Origin of the sequence: Cellulomonas fengjieae (assembly GCF_018388465.1) — a bacterium.
In the GTDB taxonomy this organism is placed as follows: Bacteria; Actinomycetota; Actinomycetes; order Actinomycetales; family Cellulomonadaceae; genus Cellulomonas; species Cellulomonas fengjieae.
In genome coordinates this window covers 1,285,349-1,303,569 of the sequence record NZ_CP074404.1, presented here as the reverse complement: position 1 = coordinate 1,303,569, position 18,221 = coordinate 1,285,349, and the positions used below count along the sequence as shown (strand labels likewise).

Annotated in this window: 18 protein-coding genes; 16 read left to right on the top strand and 2 right to left on the bottom strand. The window is 71.6% G+C overall.

Features of this window, described 5'->3' with window-relative positions:
• Positions 1-31: 31 nt before the first annotated feature.
• The 10 genes from KG102_RS06060 (at position 32) to KG102_RS06015 (ending at position 11,468) form a co-directional block, all read left to right on the top strand.
• Positions 32-1,558 carry an alpha-N-arabinofuranosidase gene (locus tag KG102_RS06060; protein WP_208213996.1) on the top strand — a complete coding sequence of 509 codons (1,527 nt, stop codon included), beginning with the start codon at positions 32-34 and terminating at the stop codon, positions 1,556-1,558.
• Complete coding sequence (locus KG102_RS06055) at positions 1,558-3,192, top strand: glycoside hydrolase family 43 protein (protein WP_208289260.1); 1,635 nt, start codon at positions 1,558-1,560, stop codon at positions 3,190-3,192. Before KG102_RS06060 ends, KG102_RS06055 begins: the two co-directional genes overlap by 1 nt.
• The gene (locus KG102_RS18950; RefSeq protein ID WP_208289261.1) at positions 3,189-3,797 is read left to right on the top strand and encodes an alpha/beta hydrolase; all 609 of its coding nucleotides are present in this window, start codon (positions 3,189-3,191) and stop codon (positions 3,795-3,797) included. Before KG102_RS06055 ends, KG102_RS18950 begins: the two co-directional genes overlap by 4 nt.
• 80 nt (positions 3,798-3,877) lie before the next feature.
• Positions 3,878-5,545 carry a GH39 family glycosyl hydrolase gene (locus KG102_RS06045; protein ID WP_208289262.1) on the top strand — a complete coding sequence of 556 codons (1,668 nt, stop codon included), beginning with the start codon at positions 3,878-3,880 and terminating at the stop codon, positions 5,543-5,545.
• 577 nt (positions 5,546-6,122) lie between these two features.
• Positions 6,123-6,665, top strand: coding sequence for a hypothetical protein (locus tag KG102_RS06040; protein ID WP_208214000.1), 543 nt, complete (start codon positions 6,123-6,125; stop codon positions 6,663-6,665).
• 315 nt (positions 6,666-6,980) lie between these two features.
• On the top strand, positions 6,981-7,988 hold the full coding sequence (locus KG102_RS06035) for a DUF2804 domain-containing protein (protein ID WP_208289263.1): 1,008 nt from the start codon (positions 6,981-6,983) through the stop codon (positions 7,986-7,988).
• A 58-nt stretch (positions 7,989-8,046) separates the two neighbouring features.
• The gene (locus tag KG102_RS06030) at positions 8,047-9,561 is read left to right on the top strand and encodes an ArnT family glycosyltransferase (protein WP_208289264.1); all 1,515 of its coding nucleotides are present in this window, start codon (positions 8,047-8,049) and stop codon (positions 9,559-9,561) included.
• 119 nt (positions 9,562-9,680) lie between these two features.
• Complete coding sequence (locus tag KG102_RS06025) at positions 9,681-10,193, top strand: RNA polymerase sigma factor (protein WP_208214003.1); 513 nt, start codon at positions 9,681-9,683, stop codon at positions 10,191-10,193.
• Positions 10,190-10,510: a hypothetical protein gene (locus KG102_RS06020; protein ID WP_208214004.1), complete on the top strand. Its 321-nt coding sequence runs from the start codon at positions 10,190-10,192 to the stop codon at positions 10,508-10,510. The genes KG102_RS06025 and KG102_RS06020 overlap by 4 nt, the downstream gene beginning before the upstream one ends.
• Position 10,511: 1 nt before the next feature.
• Positions 10,512-11,468, top strand: a complete 957-nt coding sequence (locus tag KG102_RS06015) for a hypothetical protein (protein WP_208214005.1) — start codon at positions 10,512-10,514, stop codon at positions 11,466-11,468.
• 31 nt (positions 11,469-11,499) lie between these two features.
• Here KG102_RS06015 and KG102_RS06010 read toward each other — a convergent pair whose 3' ends face one another.
• Entirely contained in the window at positions 11,500-11,733 is a 234-nt protein-coding gene (locus KG102_RS06010) for a hypothetical protein (protein ID WP_208214006.1), read from the bottom strand.
• Between the two features lie 347 nt (positions 11,734-12,080).
• Positions 12,081-13,163, bottom strand: coding sequence for a winged helix DNA-binding domain-containing protein (locus KG102_RS06005; RefSeq protein WP_208289265.1), 1,083 nt, complete (start codon positions 13,161-13,163; stop codon positions 12,081-12,083).
• Between the two features lie 73 nt (positions 13,164-13,236).
• Between KG102_RS06005 and KG102_RS06000 the strand changes: the two genes are divergently transcribed.
• The 6 genes from KG102_RS06000 to KG102_RS05975 all read left to right on the top strand — a co-directional run bounded on the left by KG102_RS06000 (position 13,237) and on the right by KG102_RS05975 (position 18,187).
• Positions 13,237-13,650 carry a VOC family protein gene (locus KG102_RS06000; RefSeq protein WP_208289266.1) on the top strand — a complete coding sequence of 138 codons (414 nt, stop codon included), beginning with the start codon at positions 13,237-13,239 and terminating at the stop codon, positions 13,648-13,650.
• A gap of 424 nt (positions 13,651-14,074) precedes the next feature.
• Positions 14,075-15,010, top strand: a complete 936-nt coding sequence (gene cysK, locus KG102_RS05995) for a cysteine synthase A (protein WP_208289267.1) — start codon at positions 14,075-14,077, stop codon at positions 15,008-15,010.
• A 29-nt stretch (positions 15,011-15,039) separates the two neighbouring features.
• Complete coding sequence (gene epsC, locus KG102_RS05990) at positions 15,040-15,624, top strand: serine O-acetyltransferase EpsC (RefSeq protein WP_208214011.1); 585 nt, start codon at positions 15,040-15,042, stop codon at positions 15,622-15,624.
• Between the two features lie 143 nt (positions 15,625-15,767).
• Complete coding sequence (locus KG102_RS05985; RefSeq protein WP_208214013.1) at positions 15,768-16,118, top strand: GntR family transcriptional regulator; 351 nt, start codon at positions 15,768-15,770, stop codon at positions 16,116-16,118.
• Positions 16,115-17,086, top strand: coding sequence for a DUF1648 domain-containing protein (locus KG102_RS05980; protein ID WP_208289268.1), 972 nt, complete (start codon positions 16,115-16,117; stop codon positions 17,084-17,086). Before KG102_RS05985 ends, KG102_RS05980 begins: the two co-directional genes overlap by 4 nt.
• Before the next feature lie 54 nt (positions 17,087-17,140).
• A complete protein-coding gene (locus KG102_RS05975; protein WP_208289269.1) occupies positions 17,141-18,187 on the top strand; it encodes a DUF2776 family protein in 1,047 nt (348 codons plus the stop codon).
• The last annotated feature ends 34 nt before the right edge of the window (positions 18,188-18,221 follow it).

Sequence of the window (18,221 nt, the reverse complement as noted above, 5' to 3'; positions counted from 1 at the left end):
CGACAGATCATCCGAACCCGATGGGAAGACAATGACGACTACCCCGACAGCGATCATCGACCTCGACCTGCCCGGTGCGACGATCAGCCGGCACGTGTACGGGCACTTCGCGGAGCATCTGGGCCGGTGCATCTATGGCGGGTTCTGGGTGGGAGAGGACTCGCCCGTCCCGAACGTGCGCGGCATCCGGTCCGATGTCGTGGCTGCCCTGCGGGCCCTGCAGATCCCGAACCTGCGCTGGCCGGGCGGCTGCTTCGCCGACGACTATCACTGGCGTGACGGGATCGGCCCGCGCGACCAGCGGCCCCGGATGGTCAACTCGCACTGGGGTGATGTCGTGGAGGACAACGCGTTCGGTACCCACGAGTTCATGGACCTGTGCGAGGTGCTCGGGGCGGACCCGTACGTGTCGGGGAACGTGGGGTCCGGCAGCGTGGCGGAGATGTCGGACTGGGTCGAGTACCTGACCCGGGCGGACGACTCGCCGATGGCGGCGCTGCGCCGGGCGAACGGGCGCGACGCGCCGTGGCGGGTGCCGTTCTGGGGGTTGGGGAACGAGGCGTGGGGGTGCGGCGGGCACCTGCGTGCTGAGCAGTTCGCGTCGTTGGCCCGGCAGTACGCCACGTACGCGCGCGACCATGGCGGCAACGCTCTGTACCGGATCGCGGCCGGCGCGAACGAGTCGGACCTGCACTGGACCGAGACGCTGATGCGTTCGTTCGACGACCTGGCCGCCGACCCGGCCGAGCCCGCCCGGCCCTTCCAGGCCGTGTCGCTGCACTACTACACGATGTCGGGCTCGTGGGGCGACAAGGGCGATGCCACCGGCTTCAGCACGGACGAGTGGTACACGACGATGGCCAGGGCTCGCCGCATGGAGGAGCTGCTCACCCGCCACTCGACGGTGTTGGACCGGTACGACCCACACCGCAAGGTTGGCCTGGTCGTCGACGAGTGGGGCACCTGGTGGAACGTGGAGAAGGGCACGAACCCGGGGTTCCTGTACCAGCAGAACACGCTGCGCGACGCGCTGGTCGCGTCCGTGCACTTCGATGCGTTCCACCGGCATGCAGAGCGGGTCGTGATGGCGAACATCGCGCAGACGGTCAACGTGCTGCAGGCGATGATCCTCACGGACCCGGACACCGGTGCGCTCGTCCTGACCCCGACCTACCACGTGTTCGCGATGAACGCCGGGCACCACGACGCCGCCGCGCTCGCCGTGCACCTGCGCGGCGTGGAGACCCGAACCGTGGACGGGACCGAGCTGCCGCTGGTCTCGGCGTCCGCGTCAGTCAAGGGCGACGCCGCGCTGGTCTCGTTGTCGAACCTCGACACCGACACCGACCGCACGGTCGTGCTCGACCTGCGCGGCCGCGACGTCGTCGGGCACGAGGCGCGGGTGCTGACCGCGCCCGCCCTGGACGCGCACAACACCCCGGAGCAGCTCGACGCCGTCGCGCCGACCGCGCACGACGGCGTGCGGCCCCACTCGCGCGGACTCGAGATCGACCTGCCCGCCCACTCCTACGTCACCGTCAGTCTGGCCTTGCGTTGATGGAACGTGGCGACCGGGCGCTCACCTTCGCCAACCCGGTCATCTTCGCGGACGTTCCCGACCCGGACGTCGTCTACGACGGTCGGCACTACTACATGGTCAGCACAACCATGTACTTCGCGCCGAGCGTGCCGATCATGCGCTCGAGCGGCCTGGTGCACTGGTCGATCGCCGGCTACACCGGCCCGATCCTCGACGACACGGACGCGCTCGCCCTGCGCAACGGGGAGAACGCCTACGGGCAGGGCAGCTGGGCCGCGAGCATCAGGTACCACGAGGGCACGTTCTACGTCTCGGTCGGCAGCCTGACCACGAGGAAGACGTACATCTACGCGACGCCGAGCATCGAGCACGGACCGTGGACGAAGTCGGTCCTCGACGGCTACGCCCACGACCAGTCGCTCCTGTTCGACAACGAGGACGCCTACCTCGTCTACGGCGGCGGAGTGATCGACCTGCGCCGGCTCGGCCGGGACGACGAAGGGACCTTCGTCTGGGACGGCCCGGCGACGCGGCTCGTCGAGGACGCCAACGTCGACCAGACCAGCGGGCTGAACGCAGAGGGCGCGCACGCCTACAAGATCGGCGAGCACTACTACGTCTTCATGATCGAGTGGCCGACGGACGGGATCCGCCAGCAGGTCGTATGGCGGTCGACGTCGCTGACGCCGCAGTCCCAGGGAGGAACCTGGGAGGGCAGGATCGTGCTCAGCCAGGCGGTGCCGGTCGAGGGGCGCCAGGGCGACGGCGCCGCTCAGGGCGGCGTCGTCCAGGCGGCTGACGGGCAGTGGTACGCCATGCTCTTCCAGGACGAGGGGCCGCTCGGGCGCTCACCGCAGCTAGCGCGCGTGACCTGGGACCAGGACGGGTGGCCGGTATACACGCTCGACGCCAGGATGGCGGTCTCCGCAGGGGCGCCGTCTGCGGGATCGACGGACCTCCTCGTCTCGGACGACTTCGACAACCAGCCCACGCCGGCCGGCTACTGGAACACGGCCAATGCCGGTGCCCTGACGACGTCGGACGAGAACGCCTGGAACGGGTCGAGCCTCGGGCTGCCGTGGCAGTGGAACCACAACCCGGACAACCGGTTCTGGTCGCTCACCGACCGGCCTGGCCACCTGCGGCTGACAACGGGCAGCATCGCGTCGGGCATCATCGACGCCCGCAACACGCTCACCCAGCGCACGTGCGGGCCTGCGAGCGCCGCGGCGATCTCGCTGGACGTCTCCGGGATGAAGGACGGCGACGTCGCCGGCTTGTCCGCGTACCAGCAGAAGTACGGGTACGCGGGGGTCGAGATGGCCGACGGCGCCCGCCGGCTCGTGATGCGCCGTGCCGACCGGCACGGGAGCGCCGCCTTCACGAGCGCTCATGTGCCGCTGACGGCCGAGACGGTCCTGCTCCGCGTGGACGTGGACTTCCGGGACGCCGCCGACCGCGCCTCGTTCGCGTACTCGCTCGACGGTGCCGCCTGGACGCCGATCGGCGACGACCTGGCGATGGAGTACAGCCTCGACCACTTCACCGGGTACCGGTTCGCGATCTTCTGCTACGCCACGGCCGAGACCGGCGGGCATGTGGATGTCGACTGGTTCCGAGTCGGCGACGACATCGAAGGGACAGGGCCATGACGAGACGACTGGTGCCAGAGCTCGAGGCGCGCCGGCTCCTCGTCGAGGACTACGCGGAGTTCGCGCAGATCCCCGAGTCGGTCATCGCGCAGTGGAAGGCACCCTTCGGGCCGCCCGAGGACTGGGACCTGACCGTGGTCGACCAGGCGGTCCCCGGCCCGCACGGCCCGGTGCCCGCGCGCGTCTACACGCCGGTGGGCACGCCGCCGGACGGCGGCCGACCATGCCTGGTCTGGATGCACGGCGGCGCGTTCTCGTGGGGCGACCTCGACATGGCGGAGGCGCACGAGGTCGCCCGCGGCATAGCCGGCCGCGCGGACGCCGTCGTCGTGTCGGTCGACTACCGCCTGTGCCCGGTCATGCACGAGCTCGGCGGCACCGTCGGCGACCGCGTCGACGAGCGCGGCGAGCCGGTCCGGTTCCCCGTCCCGCAGGACGACTGCGCGGCAAGAGTCGACGTCGTCGAGGTGACTCGGGCGGGCGTGCCGCACGGCCACCTCGACTGGGTGGGGTTCGGACCCGCGTGGGACACCCTGGACGATCTCGCTCAGCGGCTAGGCACACCCGCAACTGCGGATCGGCGGCCATCGAACCCCCCAACCTGACCCGACGGACGAACCACAAACATCGTGAGGTGCCTGGCCGGGATGGACCGGAGAGACACCGCGTAGACCAGGAGATCTCCATGCCGCAAGAAGCGCATGCGCTCGACGAACTGCGAGTGGACGGCGCGCCGCCGTCGGACGCGCCGCTGAACCACGTGTGGAACCAGTGCGTGGGTGCGGGCCGGGCTAACGAGGCGCTGCGCGCCGACTGGCAGGCCCACTTCCGCGAGGCCGTGGACGTGCTGGGGGTCCGCTTCGTGCGGTTCCACGGCCTGTTCCACGACGACATGTTCGTGTACCGGGCCACCTACGGCGGCGGCTTCGCCCCGCCGGAGGTGCTGCCCGAGCCGCAGATCACCTTCAGCTACGTCGACATGGTGTTCGACGCGATCCTCGGCGCGGGCGCGCGCCCGTTCGTCGAGCTGGGGTTCATGCCCCGGGAGCTGGCCACGCAGACCGAGACGCTGTTCTGGTGGAAGGCGCATTGCAGCCCGCCCACCGACATGGCGGAGTGGGTCCGCCTCGTGAGCGAGACGGTGAGGCACTGGATCGAGAGGTACGGCCTCGACGAGGTGCGGAAGTGGCGGTTCGAGGTGTGGAACGAGCCCAACCTGGTGCCCCACTTCTGGACCGGCACCCGCACCGAGTACTTCGCGCTGTACGAGGCCACCGCGCACGCGCTCAAGGCGATCGACCCGCAGCTCAAGGTGGGCGGCCCGTCGACGTCCGTATTCGTGCCCGACTCTCGCTACGCCGGCGAGACCTACGACCGCGCGGCCGAGTTCGCCACCGGCCAGGCACCCGACCCTGACGCGCTCGACTGGCAGCCGGTCTGGGTCCGCGAGCTCATCGACTACTGCGCCGAGCGGGACCTCCCGGTCGACTTCCTCTCAACCCACCTCTACCCGACGGACTACGCGGCCGACGGGACCGGCAGCAGGTCCAAGGCCATCCACCGCCACGTGGACGCCACCGAGCAGGACCTGCGCCTCATGCAGGAGCTCATCGCGGCGAGCCCGTACCCCGACGCCGAGCTGCACATCAGCGAGTGGTCGAGCTCGCCGTCGAGCCGGGACCGCACGCACGACACCCTCTTCGCCGCCACGTACATCACGCGCGCGTTCCTGAAGGGCGCCGCGCTGGCGGACTCGATCTCCTACTGGACGTTCACGGACATCTTCGAGGAGGGCGGCGCCGGGCTCGGCCCGTTCCACGGCGGCTTCGGGTTCGTCAACGAGCAGGGCATCCACAAGCCCACGTTCCACGCCGTCGCGATGCTGAACCGCCTGGGCGACCGCGTCGTGCACCAGGACGCGCAGGGCATCATCACCCGCTCGTCCGACGACGGCCGCGTGTCCGCGGTGTTCCTCAACTACCCCGCCGAGATGGGCACCCGCGGTGTCGAGCAGCACGACTCCTACGCCGCGGCGCGCGCGTACAAGGAGATCGGGACGGCCCGACGGGTCCGCCACACCGTTGCGGGCATCGAGCCGGGGACCGTCTTCCAGGTCGAGCTGCTCGACTGGGAGCACGGGAACGCCGCAGAGGCGTGGCACCAGATGGGCGAGCCGGTCAACCTTACTCGAGCCCAGACCGTCGAGCTCAAGGCCATCGCGGACGACCTGCGCCGGTGGACCGTGCCGGTTCCCGAGTCGGGCGTCCTCGAGATCGACATCGACCTGCCGGCCTGGGCCGTCGCCTCCGTCGCCCGGTTGGCCCCACGGCCGTCGTTGGTGCCGAGGCCGTGACGGTGCACGCATGACGCCCGACGCGCGGCCCGTCGTCCTGTCCCGGGACGGCTCCTCCGTCGTCCTCTCGGTTCCCGTGACCGGTCTGCCCGCGGTGCTGCACTGGGTGCCGACCTGGGCGCGCCCGGGGCCGGGGGCCTCGGCGCGCTGGAGTGCGCCACGTCCCGGCAGACCGCACCGGGCACCCTGGACACCGCATGGCGGTTGTCGCTGCTGCCTCAGGAAGCCGTAAGCACTTCCGACCCCCGTCGTCGGCGAGCTCCGTGACTCACCTCGCCGGGGTTTCGGTTCCGCATCAGTTCCCACTGGCGACGAAGATGCATCTCCGCCGCAGATCAGAGCATTGCCGTTTCGAGTCTTCCAAACTGGCTACGCGGGTTCGGTTCCCGTCGTCCGCTCGGGTCCGAGGGTGGTTCCGGTTTCGAGGCGTTTGAGGTTCCCACGTGGTTCCGGAGGTGACTCCTCGTCGACGAGCGAGTAGTCGAGAAAGAGTGCGATAGCGCGTCATCCAGAGTGTTGACACGGTCACCGTCATGTCGGGCTCAGAATGCCGCCGGCGCCAGCCGATAGTCCTGGCATGCCGAAGACCGTGCTCACCAGCCCCTCGTGGATCTACGGGCCTGCACTGGCCGAGTCACTCGGGGACTTCGCGGCACGGCATCCGCAGCACCGAGATGCCGTCGCTGATCTGGTGCTGGACTTGGCACAAGATGACCTCCGCGCCCGAGAACGAAGGACACCGACGTCGTCCTGGAGGTGGCCGGTCGACGAGTGGGAAGGTTGGGTCAATGACCTCACCCCGTTGCTCGAAGACCTCCCCCAGCAGATGGCGCGGCAAGTGATGTTCGCCTTCCGAGGGCAGAAGGGGTCATGGCTGCAGATCTACGCCGACACCCCCGACAGCTACGCCTTGAGCTTCCGTGACCTCACCGGCTTCGCCAAACCCAAGCGCTTGACGAGGCTCGCCTGGGTCTCGGTCGAGAGCCCCGCGGGCCTGTGGAGCCATCACATCGAGATGAAGTACCCCGTGGGCGCCCTCGACCGCGCCGCTCAGCTGATGCATCTTGGGCTGAGGCTCAGACCGTCGGACGTCAAGCTGAAGGAGGTCGGACCTGCGTAGTTCCCACCATCCGCCCCCAGCTGGGCGCTCGGACACACTGCGGCCGGCGACACCCCCTTTCCGGCCGCGCCGACTGTAGCGGCGCTCACGGAATCGATGCAGGCGGGCGACAAGGCTGATCCAACGCAGAACACCAGGTCAGGTGGCACGTGTGGAGGGCGTGACGCCTTCGGTGTGGAGGCGCCCGGCAGATGTCACAGGTCGACCAGGTGAGGCCCCTTTCCGGAACCACCGTTCGAGAACCGCCCCGTGTCGCCGCCCGTCACCACGCCGCGGCTGCCGAGTCGATCAGCCCGCGGGCGGCAGGATGTGCACATGACCACCGGCGTCCGCGAGATCACCCAGCCCGTCGAGCTGCAGCTTCCGTCCGGCGCGCTCAACCCCGCGGCGATCGGCTGGACCCGCACGCCGCTGCACGGCACCGACCGGGTGGGCCGGGTGGCTCGGCGGTGGGGCCGGGCGAAGCGGTGGGAGTACTGGGCGCTGCTCACCCCCACGCACGTGGTCGGCATGACCATTTCGTCCCTCGACTACGCCGGACTGACGCAGGTCTGGGTGCTGGATCGCGCGACCGGCGAGGAGATCGACGCCGTCGTCGTCGCGCCGCTCGCCGTCGGCACCCGACTGCCGGGCACGCTCGGGCGCGGACCTGCGTCCGCGTCGTCACGCCGGATCGCGCTGCGCTTCGACGAGCAGGCCGACGGGACGCGGTTGCGGGCGCGGACGGACCGGGTGCGGCTCGACGTGGTCGCCGCGCTGCCGGCGGAGCGCCAGCGCCTGGGCGTCGTGGTGCCGTGGGACGCGCGGGAGTTCCAGTACACCGTCAAGGACGTCGGGCGGCCGGCGGCCGGCCGCCTGCAGGTCGACGGCGTGACGCACCACATCACCGCCGGGTCGTGGGCCGTGCTGGACCACGGGCGCGGCTACTGGCCGCGTGAGCTGGCCTGGAACTGGGGCTTCGGTGCCGGTGTCGCGGATGGCGCCGAGGTCGCCCTGCAGCTCGGCGGACGGTGGACCGACGGAACCGGGTCCACCGAGAACGCGGTCCTCGTCGACGGACGGCTGCACCGGCTGCACGAGGACCTGTCGTGGTCGTGGACGCCCGGCGCCTGGACCGACCCGTGGCACGTGCGCGGCGCGTCCGCGGACCTGACGTTCACGCCCTTCCACGACCGGGTGTCGCTCACTGACCTTCGAGTGGTGCGCTCCTCGACCCACCAGTGCTTCGGGCACTGGTCGGGGTGGGTAACCCTGGACGACGGCTCGCGGTTGACGTTGGACGGGCTCCTGGGGTCGGCGGAGGACGTCGAGCAGCGCTGGTAGGGCTGGGTCACCGCGCCCTCCCTCAGCGGGTGTGGCGCACACGGCCGAGACTCGTTGCATGGGACCTGCACGGCACCACTCCCGCGCCGGCGGGTGGGTCGTCGCCGGCGCGGCGGGCCTGCTCGCCCTGCTGGTGCGCTGGTACCTCGGCGGCGGGCTCGCGGGCCTGCGCGGCTACCACGGCTACGACGAGGGCGTGTACTTCACCTCGGCCCTGTCGCTCAGCCACGGCCTGGTGCCGTACCGGGACTTCCTGTTCCTGCACCCACCCGGCATCACGGTGGCGCTGCTGCCCTTCGCGGCCCTGACGCACTGGACCAGCGACCCGGCCGCGTTCATGACGGCTCGCGTCGCGTTCATGCTGGTCGGGGCCGCCAACGCCGTGCTCGTGGCCCGCATCGCGCTCCGCTGGGGCACGCGGGCGGCGGTCGTCGCGGGCGGGCTCTACGGGCTCTCGTACGCCGCTGCGAACGTCGAATACAGCACGATGCTCGAACCCCTGGGCAGCCTCGGCCTGCTGGCCGCCGTCGCGTCGCTCCTGCGCTCTGCCGAGCAGAGCTCCCGGGCCTGGGAGCTCGCCGGTGGGGCGTTGCTCGGCCTGAGCCTCGTCGTGAAGATCTGGGACGTCGTCCCGGCGGTCGTCGTGATCGGCTGGCTGTGGCTCACCCGCGGACGGGCCGGCGCCGCGCGCGTCGGGCTCGCCGCGACGGCCGCCGCAGGCCTGGTGCTCCTGCCGTTCGCGCTGCTGGCCACGCCTCGGATGGTGCGCTACGTCGTGCTCGACCAGCTCGGGCGCCCACCGGGCCAGGCCACCGTCGCGACGCGCCTCGGCGGGATCAGCGGTGTGGACGTCACCGCGCCGCCCCCGCAAATGGTGGGGTGGTCGACGCTGCTGGTCGGCGGCCTGGTCGTCGTCGCGTTCTGCGCAGCTCGGGCGTGGCACCACGGACGTGGTCGGCTGTGGGTGGTGCTGCTCGCGGCCCAGCTGGGCGTGCTGGTCCTGTCCCCGTCGTACTTCCTGCACTACGCCGCGTTCTCGGCGCCGGCGGCTGCGCTCGTCGTGGCGGCCGGGGCGTCGACGCTGCGGCTGGTGCCCGCGCTCGCTACCTCCGCGGCCGCCGCGGCCGCGCTCTGCCTGGCGACGGCGATGATGATCACCCGCCCCCCGGCGCCCTTCCCGGCCGGCCGCATCGACGCCCACCTTCCCCAGACCGGCTGCATCCGGTCCGACTCGCCCGCCGCGTTGGTCCTGCTGGACCAGGCGTCGCGCAACCTCGACGCGGGTTGCCGGCTGCCGGTCGACCTGTCCGGCCAGACCTATGACGTCGGCGCCCGGGACGCGAGCGGACGACCGGTCCCCCGCGTCCGCAACACCGCCTGGCAGCGGGCGGCCCTCCGGTACCTGACCTCGGGCTCGGCGACCGTTCTCGTCCGGCCGGTCGGCAACGGCTTCGACACGACGACCCGCGCCGAGCTCGATCGGATGCGCATCCTCGAGCGGGTCGGTGGCGTGCGGGTGCTCTCCGACGACGGCCGCGGGACCGGTCGACGAGCAGGCGCCGCGACGAGCTGACGTCGGTGCGCCGAGTCCTTGGTAACGGCCCGCGGTCGGCCGATGGGCCGGATGGGTGCACGTGTAACGCCGACGCCGTCTGCGGGCACTCATGCCTGACGACGACGCGAGGAGTGCACGTGGCGCACGACGGTGGGGAGGCGCGGTTCCGCGCACTCTTCGACGCGCACTATGACCGCGTGTACGCCTACGCGGCCCGCCGCGCCGGCGCCACGATCGGCGAGGACATCGCTGCGAACGTGCTCGCGCTGGCGTGGCAGAAGCTCGACGAGATCCCGGCCGACCGGGAGGTCGCGTGGCTGCTCACGGCGGCACGGCACGTCCTGTCGACCACGGCCCGGGGCGACACTCGGCGCCGGTCCCGCGAGGCCGCCGTCGGGTCGGTCGTGGTGCCGGACATCGCCGGTCCGGTCGCGGAGCGCTCCGCGATCACCGACGCGCTCTGCGCGCTCAGCTCCACCGACCGGGAGCTCCTGCTGCTGTGCCTCTGGGACGAGGTGTCGCTGTCCGACGCCGCCCGGGTGCTCGGTCTGACCCCCGGCACGGTCAGGGTCCGGCTCCACCGCGCCCGCGCCCGGTTCCGCACCGTCTACACCCGCCAGACGTCCGACCCGATCGGAGAGCCCGCATGACCGACGATCCGCTGGACGCCCTGCGCGCCGCCGCACCGGCCGTTCCGCCCTCCCGCTCGCGGGAGTCCGCGTACCTCGACGCGCTCGCCGCGCCCCGACCCGTCGACCGGTTGCGTCGATGGTGGGTCGCGGGGTGCGCCTCCCTGACCGCGGCCGTGCTCGTCGTCGCAGGGACGTCGTCCCCCGCCCTCGGCTCGGGAGGGGCGACGGCCGTGCCCGAGCCCCAGCTCGCCGGCCCGCGCCCCGCGGTGACGCTCCACCTGACCCATCCCGACGGCACGGTCTACACCGTCGACGAGCGCGGGACGCGAGGCTGAGATGACGACGCGCACCGTTCCTCGTCAGGTGGTCCGCGGCGTGCTCGTCGCGGTGGTCGTCGTCGCGGCGCTCGTCTCGGTCCCGACGCTGGCCGTCTGGGCGTGGGGACCGGGACGCTCCAGCGACCTGTGGTCCGAGCGCTTCGGGGACCCGCTGATCACGCTCGCCGACGGGGTCGAGCTCCCGGCGGTTCCGCCGACCCTGCGCTCCTGGGAGTTCCGCACCTCGGCCCTCGGGCTTCCCGACGACACGGCCGTGCTGGCCGACGCCTTCGGCGGTCCGGTCGTCGCGGTCGCGGACGGGGTCTACGCCACCGCGACCGGGACGGTGAGCATCTGGGAGCAGTCTCCCGGGACACCCGACGACGACGGCGACATGTACACGTTCCAGGGACCCTCGGTGGTGTCGACGCCCGGGGTCGCGACGTTCCCCGCGGCGGACGCGCGGGAGCGCGAGGCTCGCCGGATCCTCACGGCACTCGGGTGGCCCACCGACACCGTCCTGCACGTGGACCAGCGGCCCGACGGCGCAGCGCGGTTCGTCGCCGAACCGCGGGTGCCCGGCACGGACCAGACTGCACGGCCGTCGGGCATGGCCCCACCGGTCATCATCAGCTTCGTCGAGGACGGGAGCCTGCGGTCCGTCAGCTTCTCCACCACGGTGCCGGCGCGATCGACCGACGTGGCCACCGTCTCGGCCGACCAGGCGCTCGACGCCTTGCGCCACCACCGGGACGGCTCGATGCCGCAGGTGCACCACGTGCCGAGCTTCATGGAACACGTCACGGATCGGCTGTTCTCTCCGCTGAACGCGCCGTCGGCACCGGCCGGCCCGATCACGACGGCGACGCTGATCGCCGGCGTCGCCACGGCAGAGCCGCAGGACTCGCTGCCCGCGTGGGAGTTCTCCGACGCCGACGGCGTCGTGGCCGGGTGGGCGTTGGCGGTCACCCGGTGAAAGAGGCCCTCACGGCGACGCGTGCACTCCGTCAGTACTGCGTCTGCCCGTGCTCGCTGTCGAAGACGCGCCGGCAGGTCGGGCACTCGCCGCGGTCCGGGCCGTCGTCCTCCGGGAAGCGCACCGTCGGCGTCACGAACCGTCCGCACACGCTCATGCCGTCGCGGAAGAAGTGCTGCCGACGGTCGTTCTTGGTCAGGCGCAGCCAACCCTCGGCGTACGCGGTGTCCATCTCGGTCTCCTGTTCCAGGGCTCGGGCGCCCAAGTCCAGTCTCCTTCGCTCACTACTCGATCCGACGTGACGAAAGGCCCTGGCCGGACGGACGAGAACAGCCCCGGTGCTGCGCCGCGACTCTCGTCGCGGGCTGCACCGGGGCTGCATGTCCGTCAGCACCTGTTGGCCTTCGCCCACCGCGCCCGCTTGTCCTTGTTGCGCGCGGCTTGAACCGCCCCCAGCGCCATTGGGGGCTGTCGAAGATCAGCCACCCGGACCATGGCCGTCCGCCGCTCTCGTAGCGACGCGTTCCACATCCGGGCCGATCCTTCACGATGGGATGCTGACACCACCATGCAGACCGGGAGATCCGAGTAAGAACTCTACACGCCTTCTGGTCAGCTGTCCAACCTCAGCACGATCGGGACCCCCGCGAACTCGGCCAGCCGGTCGAACGCGGCCCGCATCGCCGCCACCTGGTCGTCGTCGAGCGTGACGGCGAGGTGCGGCTCGGCGACGACCCCGTCGCGACCCACGATCCTGCGCCACCAGCCGACGAACTGGCTGTCGAGGACGAGCGGCTGGATCACCATGTTCGTGTCCGGCGGTGCGATCGTCAGTCCCGCGATGTTCGCCGCGGAACGCCCTTGCGTGTAGGCCACGCCGTACTCGTCGTACCCCTGCAGCACGTGCACGGTGGGGGCCGGATCCCGCGTCGGCGCATCGGCGGGCGCGAACCAGTAGGTGAGGCCGTCGACCTCGACCGACGTCAGCTCGCCGGCCAGCATGGCCAGTCCCCGACCGATCTCGTGCAGCGTGAGGCTCGCCCACCAGGCGAAGTCCTTGACGGTCGCCGGGCCGTGGCTGACGAAGAACCGCCGGGTCAGCTCCGCCAGCGCCTCGTCCGGGTCGAGCGGTGCGGTCGGCGGGACGCGCTCGTCCAGCAGCGCATAGGTCCGCTGCTTTCCCGAGACTGCCCCGCTGACCGCGACGCCGGCCTGCTCCGCGGCCATCACCAGGTAGACGAGCCGGACGCCGCGCGCCTCGATGCCGGCCCGCGCCAGCGCCTCCTGCACCTGGGCGCGGGTCAGGTGGTTCCCGCCCTGGAGCGCCTCGCCGATGACGTCGGTCGAGCGGTCGGCGAGCGCCGCGTCGATGTCCGACTGCCGCTCGTAATAGCGACTGAGCCCGCGCACGCGGGGTCCGGTGAGCTCCAGCATCCAGCGGATGTCCTCGGGGGCGACGAAGTGCCACGTCGGCCGCAGCACGTGCGTGCGCAGGATCCTTCCCGCATCGAGCGCAGCCTGCACCGCGGTGTCGTCGGCGTCCGCGCTCCGCTGACCCAGCGACCACTTCGCCATCGTGTACTCCTGCGCCTGCGAGGCGCCCAGGTGCCGGACCACCGCGGCCGGGTCGGCCAGCCGCAGGCCGGACAGGTGCTGGTTGTGCAGGCGCCGGTGCGCGACCTCGAGTCGGTCCACGCATCCGATCCTGGGCGTGTGGGTGGGCGCTGACAAGGTGCACGTTCCGGCCGCCCGACCGAAGGAGTCCGCGATGAAGACGCACCTCAACCCGTACCTCAGTTTTCGCGACACGGCCCGGGAGGCGATGGAGTTCTACCAGTCGGTCTTCGGCGGCGAGCTGACCATGAGCACCTTCGCGGAGTTCCAGGTCAGCGACGACCCGGCCGAGTCCGAGAAGCTGATGCACGCCAACCTCACCACCCCCGGCGGGCTGATCATCATGGCGGCGGACACGCCGCTCTCCGCCGAGCGCTCCAGCACCAGCTTCGTCACCATGTCGCTCAACGGGGACGACGAGGCCGAGCTGCGGCGCTACTGGGACACGCTGTCGACGGGCGGCACGATCACGCAGCCGCTCGAGAAGGCGCAGTGGGGCGACGTCTTCGGGATGTGCACCGACCGGTTCGGGGTGGACTGGATGATCAACGTGGTCGCGGCGCCCTAGCGGCCCGGCCTGTGGCGTTCGCCGCGGCGGCCGCTGCGGTGTCCGCCTGGTGGGGATGCTTTGCGCACCCGCGTGCGTTGACGCTAGCGTCATGGCCGATTGCGGTCCCGCGCCTGCGGGGGGCAACCGACCGAACCGGTCTCGGAGGACGAAGCGATGCGCGTGCAGACTGCCGCCCCCGCCGTCCTCGTCCGCGCCTTCGCGGCGCCGGCCTGTTGTCGCTGTCTGTAGAGCGCTGGCTGCTCCTTCGCGCGAGGAACCCCTGACCGGGGACCATCTCCCGCGCCAGCGCTCGCCCCGTACCCGGCCCCGGCGCCTTCCGCTGCGCGGCGCCGTCCGACCGACGCCCTCGCGTCGTCGGAACCCGACGCTCTAGTCCCCACCCGCTGCCGGCCGGCCCGGCAGCCTCGACCGAAGAGGAACCATGGCACGCATCTACGACGACGCAACGGCGCTCATCGGCAACACCCCGCTCGTGCGCATCAACAAGATCACCGACGGTGCCCCCGCCACCGTCGTCGGCAAGCTCGAGTTCTACAACCCGGCCAACTCGGTCAAGGACCGCATCGGCGTCGCGATCATCAACGCCGCCGAGGCGTCCGGCGAGCTCAAGCCCGGCGGCACGATCGTCGAGGCGACCAGCGGCAACACCGGCATCGCGCTCGCCTTTGTCGGCGCAGCCCGCGGCTACAAGGTCGTGCTCACCATGCCGGAGACGATGTCGAAGGAGCGCAAGCTCCTGCTGCGCGCCTTCGGTGCGGAGCTCATCCTCACGCCGGGGTCCGAGGGCATGCGCGGTGCGGTCAACCGCGCCGAGGAGATCGTCGCCGAGCGTCCCGGGGCCATCCTGGCGCGGCAGTTCGCCAACGAGGCCAACCCCGAGATCCACCGGACGACCACCGCCGAGGAGATCTGGGCGGACACGGACGGCGAGATCGACATCCTCGTCGCCGGCATCGGAACCGGTGGCACCATCACCGGCGTCGGCCAGGTGCTCAAGGCGCGCAAGCCGGGCGTGCAGATCGTCGGCGTCGAGCCTGCCGAGTCGCCCATCCTCAACGGTGGCGCCCCCGGCCCGCACAAGATCCAGGGCATCGGCGCCAACTTCGTGCCCGAGATCCTGGACACCACGATCTACGACGAGATCATCGACGTCGACGCGGAGACCGCCGTCAAGGTCGCCCGCCGCGCGGCCGCCGAGGAGGGTCTGCTCGTCGGCATCTCCTCCGGCGCCGCGCTGCACGCCGCGACCATCCTGGCCAAGCGCCCGGAGAACGCCGGGAAGCTGATCGTCACGATCATCCCGTCGTTCGGTGAGCGCTACCTGTCCACCGTGCTCTACGCCGACCTGCTCGACTGACCGCCCACACCCCACAGGACGAAGGCACCGTGTCCGACCACCCTCACCTGCTCGCCACCCTCAGGGAAGACCTGGAGGCTGCCCGGAACCGCGACCCCGCGGCCCGGTCGCTCGCCGAGGTCGCCCTCGGGTACCCCGGCGTCCACGCGGTGTGGGTGTACCGGCTGGCGCACCGCCTGTGGCACCGGCCCGGCCTGCGGCTGCCCGCGCGGCTGATCTCCCAGCTCGCGCGGGCGGCCACCGGGATCGAGATCCATCCAGGTGCACGCCTCGGGCGGCGCCTGTTCATCGACCACGGCATGGGCGTCGTCATCGGCGAGACGGCCGAGGTGGGCGACGACGTCGTCCTGTTCCACGGGTCAACCCTGGGCGGAAAGACGATGCGCCACGGCAAGCGGCACCCGACGCTCGGCGACAACGTCGTGATCGGGGCCGGCGCCAAGGTGCTCGGTCCTGTGTGGATCGGGGACGGCGCGCAGGTCGGCGCCAACGCGGTCGTCATCCACGACGTCCCGGCGGGGGCGATCGCCGTGGGCGTGCCCGCCACGATCCGGCTCCGCCCGGCCGCGGCGCCGTTCGACGTCGAGGTCGACGACCCGGCGATCTACATCTGACCCCTCGCAGCGCGGAACGACCCGGCCGAAAATTTGGCCGGGTCGTTCTGCGTGTGGTCTGGGCACCGCGCCTCGCACCTCATGCGTCGACCGTGCGCGCTGGACTCTTGTTATAGTTGTCATCAAACAACTAGAGTGGCTACGTGCTCTTCCGCGTCGACCCCACCAGCCCGGACCCGCTGTTCGCGCAGCTGGCCGAGCAGGTGCGTGCGGCCGTCGCGCGCGGCGAGCTCACGGACGGCGAGCGGCTGCCCGGCGCCCGGGAGCTGGCCGCATCCCTGGACATCAACCTGCACACGGTGCTGCGCGCCTACCAGGACCTACGTGACGAGGGCCTGATCGAGCTGCGCCGCGGTCGGGGCGCGGTCGTGACGGTGCCCGCGCAGGACAACGCGGAGCTGCACGCCGCGGTCGAGAACCTGGTCCGCGTCGCGCGATCGCTGGGGATCGAGCCACAGACCACCATCGCCCTGGTCAAGGAGGCCCTTCGATGACACCCCCGGTGCCGCACCGCACAGCCACGACGGTCCTGACCCTCGTCGTGCCGCTCGCGGTCGCCGCTGTCCCGTTCGTGGCGGCCCGCGCCTGGGCCTCGCAGCTGCCGGACCCGGTCGCCGTGCACTTCGGCCCCGACGGCCCCGACGGGTTCTCGTCCCTGGCCGGCGCCCTGTGGCCGGGGGCGATCGCGACCGTCGTCCTGGCGGCGGCGTGCTGGGCGGTGGCGTTCTTCTGGGGCCGCACGGCGATGGTCCGCAGGATCGGCGTCGCCACCGCCCTCGGCCTCGCCGCCTTCCTCGCGACGCTGCTGGTCGGCACGCTGTCCCTGCAGCGCGGACTCGCCGACGCCGCCGACGTCGTCGGGGTCGACCCGATGATCACCCTCGCACTCTGCGTCGGGTTGGGGGTCGCGGCGCTCGGCGCCTGGCTGGCCCCCGGAGACGCTCCGCTGCCCACCACCGACCCGGTGCCTGCGCGCGCCGCGATGCTCGACCTCGCGCCCGACGAGTCAGCCGCCTGGGTGACGCACGCCGAGAGCCGGGTCGCCCTCGTGCTCGGCGGAAGCGGGGCTGCGCTGATGCTCGTGCTCGGCGTGGCACTCTCGATCCCCGCGCTGCCCGTCACCGCGGTACTCCTGGCGGCGGTCGTGCTGTCGAGCACCTGGTTCACCGTCACGGTCGACCGGCGCGGGCTGACCGTGCGCTCGGCGGTGGGCTGGCCGCGGCTGTCGGTGCCGCTCGACGAGGTGGTGCAGGCCGCGGCGGTCACCGTCTCCCCGTTCGCCGAGTTCGGCGGGTGGGGCTACCGCGTGGGTCAGGGCGGCCGGGTGGGCGTCGTGCTGCGGACCGGCGAGGGACTCCAGGTCGAGCGCTCCGGCGGCCGGTCGTTCGTCGTGACGGTCGACGACGCAGCGACGGGCGCCGCCCTGCTGAACACGCTCGCTGCGCGCTCGCGGGTCGGCTGACGCGCGGACCTCCCGGGTGATCCCTACTGTGGGAGGCGACCCGGGGGGGGCCACATGAACCGGTCGATCAGCATCCTCTTCCGCGCGATCCCGTTGGCGATGGGTGCGGTCTGCCTCGCCTTCGGGCTGTACGTCCTGTCCGGCGGCGACGACGCGGGTCACTTCGTGTCCGGCCACGTCAACGTCGCGCTCACAGCGATCTGCGTCGCACTGTTCACCACGGCCGCGACGATCATCCGCCAGCTGGTGCACCGGTACGGCCGACTCTGGGAGATCGTGCTGCCCGTGCTGGGGTACACGGTTGCGGTGGCCACGATGGTCTGGGGCGTCACGATCGCGCAGCGGGGTGACGAGGCGCAGTTCATCGTCGCCGGGCACGTGGTGCTGGGCATCGGGTTCATCGCAGCCTGCGTGAGCACGGTCGCCGCGGCCTCGACCAGGTTCACGCTGATCCAGGTCAGCGCCGCCCGTCCCATCGGCGGCGGCCCACCTCCGGAGGCGTACTCGCGGAGCGTCGGCGCCGTGCTCGTCGCCATCCCCGCGGTGCTCGCCGTGGTCGGCCTGGCGATCGCCGTCACGCTGTTCGCCCGCGGCACCACGCCGGGGCTCGTCGCCGGGCACGTGCTCACCGGGCTGTCCCTGATCTGCTCCGCGCTCGTCGCGCTGGTCGCCAGCATCGTGCGCCAGGTCCGCAACGAGTTCGGCGAGGCCGAGCGCTACCGCTGGACGTGGTGGGTCGTGGCGATGGGCATTCTCAACGTCGCCGTCGGCCTCGGCGTGCTGCTGGCCTCCGACGACCCGGCGAGGCTCGCCCCCGGGGTCGTGCTGATCGGGTTGGGCCTCATCTGCTTCAGCATCCTGTCCAAGGTCGTGCTGCTCGCACTGGTATGGCGTCAGACGTTCGCGCTGGCCAACCGCATCCCGATCATCCCCGTCGGCACCGCACTGACCTGCCTGTTCTTCGCCGCGTTCCTGTTCGAGGCGACCACGCGGCAGTCCGGCTTCTTCGTCCCCGCGCACGTCCTGGTCGGGCTCGGAGCCGTGTGCTTCACGCTGTTCTCGATCGTGTCGATCCTCGAGGCCGGCACGTCGAAGTCTTAGCTGGCCGGGGAGCTCGCCGGACAGCTCGCCGGAC